Genomic DNA, 11,515 nt, shown 5'->3' with positions numbered 1-11,515 from the left:
GATGTACAAGCTCGCCTTCTTCGTGCCACCCAGCCATGTGGAAGAGGTCAAGCGCGCCGTGTTTGCCGCCGGTGGCGGTCGCATTGGCGCGTATGACCACTGCGCCTGGCAGGTGCTGGGCCAAGGTCAGTTTCGCCCGAATGACGGCAGCCAGCCGTTCCTCGGGCAAACCGGCGTGGTCGAGCAGGTGGTGGAGTGGAAGGTCGAGCTGGTAGTGGCCGATGAGTTGATTCAGGCGGTAGTGATGGCGTTGAAAGAGAGCCATCCCTACGAAACGCCGGCTTATGAAGTTTGGCCGCTGTCTGATTTCTGACAGACCTTGCTGGCTTTTCGCGGATAAATCCGCTCCTACAGGCTTTCCAGTAGGAGCGGATTTATCCGCGAAGCAGGCGCCGCGTTATCCCTCCTTGTGTTTAACCCCCCCTTCAAGCGCTTGCGAACGGTCATGACCGCTGGTTTTGAACAGCCCCAGGTCAGACGTGCGCTCGGCGGTCTTTTGGGCGTCCGGCTTGCCGTTGAACGCCTCCATCAGGTTTTGCGTAAGCTCTTCGGGTACCAGTGACAGGTTGGTCTTCAGGCCAAATGCGTGGTCGTTGCCGCTCAGCGTGGTGGTATTGATATCACTGCCAGCCAATTCGATCGGGCCTTGGGTACTTTTCAGTAGCGCGCCGGCAAGGCGAGTATCGCCGCCCACCTCCAAGTTGATGCCGTCGCGGGCACTCACCACCGTTTGCACGCCCACGGTGTCGCGCACTTGCCGTTCCACTTCCAGGCCCAGGGTCGGGGCAAAGCCCTGATCGGCTTTCTTCAGGCCAGCGCCGGCCTTTTCCTTGAGTTTGCCAGCAGCGGGGCCGGCCAAGGCACTGGCGCCGTTGACCAGGCCTTGGGGGTTTTTCTCGGCGTTGAGCCGGGCATCCAGTTGCACCTTCAGGGCGTTGACCTGGTCCTGGCGGCTTTCGACGATCAGGTCATTGCCCACGCGCCCGCTGACACGATCGGCGTTCACCTGCACGCCGCTCAGGCGCACGTCGTTGCGGCTGTTCAGCTCCAAGGCGTCAGCCCGTACCCGAGCGTTGCCGTGGGTCTGGCTGTCGAGCTTGTCCAGGTCCAGGGTGGCGCGTGCGTGCAGGGCGGAGGTATCGGTCTTGGCATCGCCCGTTTTGCTGCCATTAAGGCCCATGCCAACGCCCACCGCTTTGTTATCGCGGGTTTCGCTGGACAGCGCCGACTCGATCACCACGCCACCCTTGGGCGCTTCCAGTTGCACGGTCTTGGCGTTCAACTGCGCGCCTTCGACCAGCACCGCGGCATCGTCGGCGGAGTTCGCCCCCAGCCGCGCGGTGTCCGTTGCATACCACTCGGCGCCCTTGAGCGTGCGCGAGGACTCGTGGGTGCGGCCAAACTCGACACTGGCCCCCAAGCCGCCACCGGTGCTTTCCTTGGCGCGGCTGCCACTGGCCTGCAGGCCGCCGCCATACAGGCGGCCCTCGGCCTGGTGGGTGTCGGCTGCGGCCAGCAGGCTGGTCTGCCCACCGGCCTGGGTGTCGGCGCGTTTGACCGGTTCTGTGACGCTACCCATTAGCACGCCTTCCAGGCGCAGGTCCTTGCCGGCGTTCAAGCGCACAGTGCCGGGGGTCTCGAAGCGGGCGACCTGGGCCTGGCTGTCGGCGCTGCTGGCGTCGTTGAATTTGCCGATGGCGCTGCCCCCCATGCTCTTGCCGGCGGTGGGGCTGTTGCCGCCCTTGAGCCAGGCGCTGCCGGTGATTTCGCGCTGCTGCAGGCTTTGGCGGTTGTCGGCCTGGGCGAAGGTCAGGTTACCTGGTGCGTTAACCACGATATCGCCAGTGCTTTTCAAGGCGGTGCCTTCGTAGCGGCCGTCGGTACCCAACTGGACCTGGATACCGCCGTTGCCCACCAGCGAACCGACCACCGCTGTCGTGCTTGCAGTGGTTTTATCGAGCGAGCCACCGGCGCCGACGATCTTGGCATTGAGGTCGGTGCCGGTGTTGGTTTCCACCCGCAGGCGTGCGTCGGCATCCATTCGTTTGAGTTGCACGGTTTCGCTGTTGGCCACGGCGCGCAGGTCATGCTCCCCAACCGTCAGCTTCAGCGGGCTTTGCGTGGATTGGTAGCGGGTCGCTTCATCGATCAGGGTGTTTTCCACCACCATCGCCAATTGACCAGCCTTGAGGTCGGTGACCTTGGCCTGGGTGCTGGTGGTGCTTTCACTGCGCTGCTGATACCCACCGATCAGGTCGGCGCCAAGGCTTGGGGCATACAGGTTGTCTTCCAGGGCTTGCTGCTGGAAGCGATACTGATCGTCGCCGTTGACCACGTTCTCGATGGGCCGGGTCAGGTCGTTGTATTCAAGGCTGGCGCCCAGGCTGCCCTTGATGGTGGTGCGGGTGGTGGATGCCTGATGCTCATCGATCGCGGCACGTTGGGTGACGTTGGCAGCGTCGATGGTCAGCGCGCCGGGGGTGTCGATTTTCGTGGCTTGGTTGGTGATGGCCTTGCCCTTGAGGGCGATGTCGCCGTTGGCGGTCAGTTGCGTCCCGGTATGGGTGGTGTCGTTGCGGGTGCTTTCGTCCTTCTGGTATTCGCCCTGAAAGGCACTGCCCAGCCGATCCATGCCCCCGGTCACGGCCAGTTTGCCGCTGGAGGTGCTGTCGCTGCGCAGCGTTTGGCTAACGTTTTTGCTGGCCAGCAGGTCGATCTGCTCGGCCGTGATGGTGATGCTGTCGGCACTGTTCAGCCGGGCACCGGTCAGGCTGGCTTTTTCGCCGCCGGCCAGATCGATGGTGCGTGCATCCAGCTGGCTGGCAACGGCCGTGCCGGTGCTTGTAGTGTCGCTACTGTGCTTGACCTGGAACCCCACCGAGGCGTCGTACTGCTTGCTGCCGGGCTTGCCGTCTTCGGCACGTTTGGTCTCGCGGGCCTCGGCAGTCATGCGCCGTTGGCTGGCCTGGTCGTCGACAATACGGCGGTCCTCGCCGGGCGTTATGCTCAGGCCTTTGTCGGCGCTGACCGCGAGCGTGCCGCCGGCCGTCAGGTTCGAGCCTTGGATCACCACCTGGTCGGGGCTGCGCAAGCTCAGGTTGTGATCGGAGCCCAGTTCGCTGGCCTTATGGGTACTGGTTTGGTCTTTGCTCGTGGAGCGGTCGCTGAACAGCCCGATAAAGCGGTTATCCAAGGTACTGTCGTCGTTCTCGCGGCTGACCTGCACGCCCTCCACGCGCAATTGACCGCTGGTGCTGGTGACGGTCGCGCCCTGCGTGCCATGTACCGAGCTGCCTTGGATGCGCACATCTTCAGAGGCAATGTCCAGGCTGCCGCCGGCCTTGATCCGGCTGCGCTGCTGCTCGACTTCGCGATGCTTACCGCTGTCTTCCTGGCCGAACACGTGGCGGCCTACCAGGTCGCCACGCTTGTATTGACGCTCGCCGGTGCTGTTGAGCGCTGTGCTGGTGATCAGTACCTGGCCGCCACTGCGGATCTGCAGGTTGCCCTGGCTGTCCAGGTCGCTGCCCTGCACGGCAACGCCAGTGCCACCGGTCAGCTCTACGCTGCCGGCGTTGAGTTGGCTGCCTTTGGCGGTTTCCTCGACGCGGTTCGAACTGCTGTCGCCACGCCACAGGTATTTGCGGTGGCTGGTTTGTTCGTTGACTTCGGTGCGGTTGATTCGCGCCTCGATGCTGATGCGCTTGCCGGCTTCTGCTTTCAAGGTGCCCGGGGCGTCCAAGTCTGCGGCGGCGATCAATATGTCATCGCCAGACGTCAGGGTGATATCACCGCTGGCCTTGATCTGGCTGCCCACCACCTGGGTCTCGGTTTGCGTGCGCTGGCTGGAATACTCTTCGGTGGGGATAAACCAGGCTTTGCTGCTGGAGACCTTGTTCTCGCGGCCGATCTTTTCTCGGGTGAGCGCATCGATGGTCAGGCGCTTGCCGGCCTTGGCCTGGATGTTCGCACCGTTGAGCTGCACCGCGGTCAAGGTCAGGTCATCGCGCGCGGTAAGCAGCACGTCGCCCTGGCTGTTCAGGCTGGCGCGGCTGACCTTGCCGTTGGCGGCCGTGCTGCCCGTGTGGCTGAGGGCGCCCCGGCTGCTGATGTGCACGCCGTCGCGTCCGTCGATCTGGGTGCCCGGCATGCGTACGCCGGCACCTTCGGTGGTGCTGACCACGCTGATCCGCCCGGCCCGCATGGCCCCCAGCAAGTGAGCATCGACGGGCGGGTTGGCAGGGTTGGGCGCTGCGGTGGCAAGCACGCGGTTGTCGGCATAGCCCAGCGTGTTGTGGCCGATGATCAGGTTAAGGTCGCCCAGGGCTTCGGTCGCGCCTTGGGTTTCTATGACCGGGGTTATCAGGTCCAGTGCGCCCTGAGCGCTGTATACCCCGTCCTTGCCAACGCTCATTGTGCCGCGGGCCTGGCTGGCGTCGAGCCTTGCCAGGCGGCCGTCCTCGAACAGGGGCGTACCGACCAGGAAGCTGGCGCGGTTGGCATTGATTACCCCGGCGCCGTTGAGGGTGATGCCATTGGGGTTGGCCAGCACGTAGTCCGCACGTTGGCCGAAGATTTGTTGGTCACCGAGAATGTTGGAGGCCTCGAACCCTGTCACTTCGAGGACGATGGTGCTGGCGGCCTGCCCGGTGAAGTGGCTGTTGCGCTCCAGTATCGGCCCCATCGCGCTTTCGCCGCCTTGCAGGGCGTTGTTCAGCAGTAAACCCTGTTCCGCGACGTTGTAGTCCAGAAAACCGTTGTGGGACACGCCCTGGTCATTGGGTTTGACGATGTCGATGCTGGGCGTGCCATTGTGATCGAACACGGTGGCGATGCCGTGCTCATTGGCCTGGGGGGTCAGGCCATCGGCCAGGGTCGGCAGGTGATAGGTCAGCAGCGCGGCCGATATGGCCCAGCGCAGGCGGTTGGGGGTGAGCAAGGTAGCGGTGGTGGTCCGAGTCACGTTGTTGTCTCTCTTGTTATGAATCAGAAATACAGGCTCAGCTCCATGTTCCAGAAGCCGGGTTCTGCGCCGGGTGCATGCTTGAGGCTCAGGCCTTTCTGGTAGTCGAGCTTCAGCTTGCCGGCCGGCCAGGCCAGGGTGGCGCCACTGCTGGCAGCGGCCAGGGTGGGGGTCGATGTTGTGCCATACAGGCTCAGCCAGCCCCGGCCATAGTCCACGGCGACATGGGGGGTAAGCGTCAGGTTGGCTGTCAGTGGTTGCTGAATGCTCAGTTCGTTGCGCCAGATGGCGCCGCTCGAGGCGCTGAGCGGGTTGTCGCGAAAGCCGCGAACGGTCGTTGCGTTGGCCAACTGCAATTGCTCGGTGCCGGGCAGCAGGTCGGGGCTGTATTGCAGCTCCAGCGCACTTTCCCATCGCCAGGCGCCCCCGACCCAGTTGTGGGTCAGGTACGCTCGGTATTGTTCGAAGCGCGGCTGGGGTCGCGAGTGCGACGTGGGGCGCGGGTTGGCGCCAAGCCAGCCGACCCCTTGGGCATAGCTCAACTGGGCCGCCAGGCTGGTCTTGCCCAGCCATAGCAGGTCCAGGGAGGCTTGCAGGACACTGAGGCGCGGGTCGGGCTCGAACAGGTTGATGTGGCCGATGTGCCGGCGGGTGCTCTTGTGGTCCAAACGCAGGCCGGCGCTGACGATGGCCTGCTGGTTGCGCCAAAGCGTGCGGTCCAGCTGGGCACTTGAGTTTTCGCTCAGGTAGCGGGTATTGAGCCGGCCTGTCGCTATGAACTGTTCACCATGGGTGAAGGACGTGGTTAACGTCCAGGGGCCATAGGGCACCCGGTAACCCAGGTTCACCGCATGGCTGTAGTTGGGGGCGTTGCCCACGGTTTGCACGAAGGCCAGGGTGATTTGATCGTTCAGGCCAAAGGGGTTGTCCAGCCCCACCCCTGCTAACACGACTACGCGTCCGGTAGCGGCGGGCGCGGCGTTCTTGTAGCCCAGTGAGGCAAATAGGGGGCTGGCATGGCTCAGCGAGCGCAGCACCACCCTTGATCCACCCTCCAACGACCCCGGCAGGATTTGCGCGGTGAGGTTCACCGAGCGCAACCGGTTGAGTTGATCCAGCCCTTGCTCCAACTGCGGCAAATGCAGGGGGCGGCCAATCATGCCGGGGAAGGCGTGGGCCAATGACAGGGCCGGCTCGCCTTCGCCTAGTTCGATGGATTCCACGAAACCCTCGTCAATCAGCACCTGCAAGGGCTGATTCGGTTGCGGCGAGGTGCGTAGGTAGGCGCGGGCGGCGATATAGCCTTTGGTTACGTACGCCTGGGTCAAGGCCGCCAATACGCCGCGCACGGCGGTGGCGCCCATGCAGGCCCTGAGCCCGGGCTTCAAGGCCTGGCTGAGCGCGACGTCTTCGAGCAGTTGATTGCCACTCAGGCTCACGCCGGGGACGGGCCAGCACGGCTCATTCGGTTCAGTCACGGGCGCGGGCAGCGCAGGCTTAGTCACAGGCTGCTGCCGTTGTAACTGGCGCAGGCGTTCCTGACGCTCACGGGCTTCGCGTTGGCGTCGCTCCTGTTCCAGCAGGCGCAAGGTTTCGTCAAGGGGCGCAGGCGGTTCAGCCAAGGCGAGCGGGGGCAGCAGCACGCCGCACAGCAGCAGGCGTGCCAGATTGAAGCGCGGCATATTGTTATTCTTCTGAGTGGCCGGAGGAGAATTCCTTTCGGATTTAATCTACCGGTTTGATCACTCAAACGAATTGAGAAACGTCCAGAGAAGCTGTAGGAACGATCCGATTCAGCGCGGAATGCTGACCAAGCTCAACAAGCGTTCACCTTCCACCGAGAACTGCCCCTGCACCTCGACCCCGTGGTGCCATTGCTCGTTCAGATCGGTCAGCAAGCGCAGGCGCGCCTGGCCATCGTCGGACCACTCCAGCAGTTCCGCATGCTCAAAATAGAAGCGCTTGCCCACCAGGGGATACAGCGCCTTGAACAGGCTTTCCTTCAGCGAAAAGGTCAAGGTCACACCCAGGGCAACCTGCTCGCGAGGCAGGCGTTGCAGCTCTTGCGCGGTCAGGATCTCGCCCGCCAGGCGTTCGGCGCGCTCAGCCGCCAGCAGGGTTTCCATGTCCAGCCCCAAGCTGCGGTAAGCGTTGCTGTGCGCGACTATCGCCGCCGCCCAGTTGCTGCCATGGGTGATCGAGCCGCTGACCCCGGCGGGCCACACTGGCGCGCGGTCCTCGCCAATGGGCGGTACCTGATTGGGTTGGCCTAGCTGGCGCAGAGCCTCACGGGCACACAGGCGGCCGGTCAGGTACTCGGCCTGGCGCTTGGCCACCGAGCGCTGGATGGACGCCGGCGGGGCGATGCCGCAGCGCTCGAAGTCGTAGCTTGCCAGCGCCTTGGGGTCGAACTGGCTGCTGACCAGAATCGCGCCGGGCAGCGCCTGGGGCAGGGGCCAGTGGGTGAGGGGGGCGGTGCAGCAATTGGGCAGGTTCATGCGCCTATTTTGCCATGCTTGCGCACCGTCGTAGGAGCGGATTTATCCGCGAAGGCCGCGCCCGTGTTCTACCTGGCAGGGCCCGTCGTGGTCCCTTCGCGGATACGCCAGTCCTCAACCAAACACTTTTTTCAGGAACGCCTGCATGTCGCTCCACGAACTTTTATCGGCCGCAGCGTTGTAGCCGATGTCCGGCCCGCCATGGTCACCATGGCTCAAACGGTCGGCGTCCGGGTTGCTGAAGCCGTGCTTGGCCCCGGCCAGGCTGACGAATTTGTAGTCGGCCCCGGCGCCGTCCATTTCCTTTTTAAAGTCGGCGACTTGCTGCGGGGTGACCATGCTGTCGGCGGCGCCGTGTTCAATCAGCAGCGGCGCCTTGACGCTGCCGGGCGTGGCGGGGCTTTTGGTGGCCAGGCCGCCATGGAAGGTCACCACCCCCGCCAGGGGCTCGCCGCGCCGGGCGGCGTCCAGCACCACCGAGCCGCCAAAGCAGTAACCAATGGCGGCGACCTTGTCCGGGTTGGTCTGGGGTTGCTTTTTGATCAGCGCAAGGCCTGCGTCAAAGCGCTCGTTGGACGCGGCGCTGTCCTTCATCGCCGCCTGCATGAAGGCCATGGCGTCCTTGGGGTGCTCGGTGTGCTTGCCTTCGCCGTACATGTCGATGGCCAGGGCGCTGTAGCCCAGCGCGGCCAGTTCACGGGCGCGGCGCTTGGCGTAGTCGTTCAGGCCCCACCATTCGTGCACCACGATGACCCCGGGGCGCGCGCCCTTGATGGCGTCGTCGTAGGCGTAATAGCCAATCAGCTTGCTGCCATCCTGGCTGGTATAGGGGATTTCCTGGGTCTTGATCGCGGCCTGGGCGAGGCTGCAGCACAGTACCAGGGCAAGGCTGAGCAGTACTTTCATGGCGGATGCTCCTTTAGAGGGTCAACTCAGCCTAGCCCATCTGGTTCAGCGCAAGTTCAGTTGGGGTTCAGCGGCGGTTCAGGGCTGTTTGCTTACTCTGAACCGGTACCCAGACAGCGCATGGCGCGGAGATAAAATAATGGACTATTTAAACAAACTGCTTCTGGCAATCACCGTCACCGGTGCCAGCACCCTGGCCCAGGCAAACGACACGAATTTCATCGGCCTGACCTACGGGCAGACCAGCGACAAAATCAGCAAGACCGGCGCGCTGAACCGCAATCTGGAGCGCCCGAACGCCGATGGCGTGATTGGCAAGGACAGCACCTGGGGCCTGCGTGCCGGGCGCCAGGGGCAAGAGGCACGCTATTACGCGACTTACGATAATGTCTCGGGCAGCCACAATGGTATCAAGCTGCGCCAAGAGAACCTGCTGGGCAGCTACGACCGACTGTTCCCGGTCGCGTCTGCCACCCAGCTATTCGTTGGCGCCAGTGCCGGCTTGACCAAGCTTAGCCAGGAGTCGTCGGGCTACAGCCGCGACACCAATGTCGGCTATGCCATCGGCGCGCAAGCGGGTGTGTTGCAGCAGGTCTCGAGCAACGTTTCGCTGGAACTGGGTTATCGTTACCTGCGTACCAACGCCAGTACCGAAATGGCCCCCCACGGCGGTGTAAAACAAGGTTCCATGAATTTGACCAGTAGCGCGCAGACGTACCTTTCTGCCAACTACGCCTTCTAACCGGGGCATACTTTCAGGCCGGGCGGGTCCCTTTTCAAACAGGGCCTGCCCCGCGTTCGTTGGGCCAGGAGAGCATTATGAAATTGCTGGTGGTAGAAGACGAGGCGCTGTTGCGCCACCACTTACAGACCCGCTTGAGCGAAAGCGGGCATGTGGTCGAGGCGGTCGGCAATGCCGAAGAAGCGCTGTACCAGGCCGAACAGTTCAACCACGATCTGGCCGTGGTCGACCTGGGCCTGCCTGGCATGGGCGGGCTGGACCTGATCCGTCAACTGCGCTCGATGGACAAGGCATTCCCCATCCTGATTCTCACGGCCCGTGGCAACTGGCAGGACAAGGTCGAAGGCCTGGCAGCCGGCGCCGACGACTACGTGGTCAAGCCTTTCCAGTTCGAGGAGCTTGAGGCGCGCCTGAACGCCCTGCTGCGTCGCTCCAGCGGCTTTATCCAGTCCACCATCACCGCAGGGCCTTTGCTGCTGGACCTCAATCGCAAGCAGGCGACCCTGGACGAACAGCCGTTGGCGCTGACCGCCTATGAGTACCGCATCCTGGAATACCTGATGCGCCACCATCAGCAGGTGGTGGCCAAGGATCGGCTGATGGAGCAGCTCTATCCGGATGACGACGAGCGCGATCCGAACGTGATCGAAGTGTTGGTCGGGCGCCTGCGGCGCAAGCTCGAGGGCGCCGATGGCTTCAAGCCGATCGACACCGTGCGTGGCCTGGGCTACCTGTTCACCGAGCGCTGCCGATGATCAAATCGCTGCGCGTACGCTTGATGCTGGCGGGGGCGACCCTGGCCGTGTTGTTCATGCTTGGCCTGTTGCCTGCGCTGCAAAGCGCCTTCAGCCTGGCCCTGCGCGAAGCCATCGAGCAACGCCTGGCCTCGGATGTCACCACCTTGATTTCTGCCGCGCGGGTCGAGAACGGCCAGTTGCAAATGCCTGCGTTGCTGCCCGATGAGCAGTTCAACCTGCCCGACAGCCGCTTGCTCGGCTATATCTACAACCGCCAGGGCGAGCTGGTGTGGCGCTCGCGGGCCACCACCGAAGCCCACATCAACTACACCCCGCGCTACGACGGCAAGGGCAATGAATTCACCCATTTTCGCGAGCCAGGTGGCGAGGAATATTTCGTCTACGACGTCGAAGTCAAACTGCTGGGCGGCCAGAGCGCGGCCTTCAGCATCGTCGCGCTGCAACCGGTGCGCGAATACAAACTGACGGTCACCGGCCTTCGCGAAAAACTCTACCTGGGCTTTGGCGCGGCGCTGCTGGCGTTGCTGGTGTTGCTCTGGATCGGCATGACCTGGGGCTTGCGTGCCCTGCGCCAGTTGAGTCTGGAACTGGACGACATCGAGAGTGGCGCCCTGGAAAGCCTCAGCGAAAGCCACCCACGCGAGTTGCTGCGCCTGACCGGCTCGCTCAACCGCTTGCTGCGCAGCGAGCGCGAGCAGCGCGGGCGCTATCGCGATTCCCTGGGCGACTTGGCTCATAGCCTTAAAACCCCCCTGGCGGTATTGCAGGGGGTCAGTGAGACCATCGCCCAACGCCCGGAAAACATCGAGCAGGCGCGCATCCTGCAATCGCAGATCGAGCGCATGAGCCAGCAGATCGGCTACCAGTTGCAACGCGCCAGCCTGCGCAAAAGCGGCCTGGTGCGCCATCAGGTCGAGTTGCGGCCGCTGCTCGACAGCCTGTGCAACACCCTGGACAAGGTCTACCGCGACAAGCGGGTCAAGGTCACCTTGAACGTACCGGTGCTCGCCCAAGTGCCGATGGAGCAGGGCGCTTTGCTGGAAATGCTTGGCAACTTGCTGGAGAACGCCTACCGCCTGTGCCTGGGCGAGGTGAAGGTCAGCCTGGTCCTGCATGAGCAGGGCGGTGGTGAAATCTGCATCGAGGACGACGGCCCCGGCGTGCCGCACAGCCAACGTGCGCGCATCCTCAAGCGCGGCGAGCGCCTGGACCGGCAAAACCCAGGGCAGGGCATTGGCCTGGCGGTGGTCAAGGACATCATCGAAAGCTATGACGCGCAGCTCACCCTGGATGACTCCGTGCTGGGCGGTGCCGCCTTCCACGTACGTTTGCGCCCCGCCTGAACTATAAATAAGGAAGGGAGCCTGCCGGTGAGTGTCGGCGGGTTTCCGCCAGGTGGCGGAAATTATCCGGGTGCTTCGGCGGAAATCCGCCACCAGTCCCGTCCAATAATGGCTACGATGATGGCACAGGCTCCCGCAAACACGGGCTGTAACAGTTTTCCGGCAAACTGGCACGCGCCTTGCGATAGGCAAGGAAGAACTGCCCGGCGCAGCTCGACAATAAATCCCTCCAAAGCAGGAGGGTTCTTGCTTTAGGTATCGCCAGCTTCTGCGGATGGATGCGCGGCGATGCACTTGAGGAATGT

At 63.5% G+C, this 11,515-nt stretch carries 8 protein-coding genes; 4 read left to right on the top strand and 4 right to left on the bottom strand.

Annotated features, from left to right (window positions below):
* Position 1: 1 nt before the first annotated feature.
* Positions 2-313 (top strand): YqfO family protein, encoded by a 312-nt coding sequence (locus L9B60_RS05695; protein WP_249677098.1) that lies wholly within the window; start codon positions 2-4, stop codon positions 311-313.
* An 84-nt stretch (positions 314-397) separates the two neighbouring features.
* Here L9B60_RS05695 and L9B60_RS05690 read toward each other — a convergent pair whose 3' ends face one another.
* From L9B60_RS05690 to L9B60_RS05675, 4 genes are all read right to left on the bottom strand, one after another.
* Positions 398-4,963 carry a hemagglutinin repeat-containing protein gene (locus tag L9B60_RS05690; protein WP_249677096.1) on the bottom strand — a complete coding sequence of 1,522 codons (4,566 nt, stop codon included), beginning with the start codon at positions 4,961-4,963 and terminating at the stop codon, positions 398-400.
* A gap of 23 nt (positions 4,964-4,986) precedes the next feature.
* A complete protein-coding gene (locus L9B60_RS05685) occupies positions 4,987-6,645 on the bottom strand; it encodes a ShlB/FhaC/HecB family hemolysin secretion/activation protein (RefSeq protein ID WP_249677094.1) in 1,659 nt (552 codons plus the stop codon).
* 111 nt (positions 6,646-6,756) lie between these two features.
* A complete protein-coding gene (locus L9B60_RS05680; RefSeq protein ID WP_249677091.1) occupies positions 6,757-7,461 on the bottom strand; it encodes a 4'-phosphopantetheinyl transferase family protein in 705 nt (234 codons plus the stop codon).
* A gap of 114 nt (positions 7,462-7,575) precedes the next feature.
* Entirely contained in the window at positions 7,576-8,367 is a 792-nt protein-coding gene (locus tag L9B60_RS05675) for a dienelactone hydrolase family protein (protein WP_249677090.1), read from the bottom strand.
* Between the two features lie 139 nt (positions 8,368-8,506).
* Here L9B60_RS05675 and L9B60_RS05670 point away from each other — a divergent pair, with 139 nt between their 5' ends.
* The 3 genes from L9B60_RS05670 to L9B60_RS05660 all read left to right on the top strand — a co-directional run bounded on the left by L9B60_RS05670 (position 8,507) and on the right by L9B60_RS05660 (position 11,210).
* Positions 8,507-9,109 carry an opacity family porin gene (locus L9B60_RS05670; protein WP_249677087.1) on the top strand — a complete coding sequence of 201 codons (603 nt, stop codon included), beginning with the start codon at positions 8,507-8,509 and terminating at the stop codon, positions 9,107-9,109.
* 77 nt (positions 9,110-9,186) lie between these two features.
* Positions 9,187-9,864 (top strand): response regulator, encoded by a 678-nt coding sequence (locus L9B60_RS05665; protein ID WP_249677084.1) that lies wholly within the window; start codon positions 9,187-9,189, stop codon positions 9,862-9,864.
* Positions 9,861-11,210 (top strand): ATP-binding protein, encoded by a 1,350-nt coding sequence (locus L9B60_RS05660; RefSeq protein ID WP_249677083.1) that lies wholly within the window; start codon positions 9,861-9,863, stop codon positions 11,208-11,210. Before L9B60_RS05665 ends, L9B60_RS05660 begins: the two co-directional genes overlap by 4 nt.
* Positions 11,211-11,515: the final 305 nt, after the last annotated feature.

The sequence above is a fragment of the Pseudomonas abieticivorans genome, from assembly GCF_023509015.1.
Taxonomy (GTDB): domain Bacteria; phylum Pseudomonadota; class Gammaproteobacteria; order Pseudomonadales; family Pseudomonadaceae; genus Aquipseudomonas; species Aquipseudomonas abieticivorans.
This window is presented reverse-complemented; position numbering and strand designations above follow the sequence as displayed.

What these genes read in the sequence shown, in the direction of transcription:
- L9B60_RS05660 (WP_249677083.1), top strand. Translation starts at nt 9,861, where the DNA reads ATGATCAAATCGCTGCGCGTACGCTTGATGCTGGCGGGGGCGACCCTG.
- L9B60_RS05670 (WP_249677087.1), top strand. Translation starts at nt 8,507, where the DNA reads ATGGACTATTTAAACAAACTGCTTCTGGCAATCACCGTCACCGGTGCC.
- L9B60_RS05680 (WP_249677091.1), bottom strand. Translation starts at nt 7,461, where the DNA reads ATGAACCTGCCCAATTGCTGCACCGCCCCCCTCACCCACTGGCCCCTG.
- L9B60_RS05685 (WP_249677094.1), bottom strand. Translation starts at nt 6,645, where the DNA reads ATGCCGCGCTTCAATCTGGCACGCCTGCTGCTGTGCGGCGTGCTGCTG.
- L9B60_RS05665 (WP_249677084.1), top strand. Translation starts at nt 9,187, where the DNA reads ATGAAATTGCTGGTGGTAGAAGACGAGGCGCTGTTGCGCCACCACTTA.
- L9B60_RS05675 (WP_249677090.1), bottom strand. Translation starts at nt 8,367, where the DNA reads ATGAAAGTACTGCTCAGCCTTGCCCTGGTACTGTGCTGCAGCCTCGCC.
- L9B60_RS05695 (WP_249677098.1), top strand. Translation starts at nt 2, where the DNA reads ATGTACAAGCTCGCCTTCTTCGTGCCACCCAGCCATGTGGAAGAGGTC.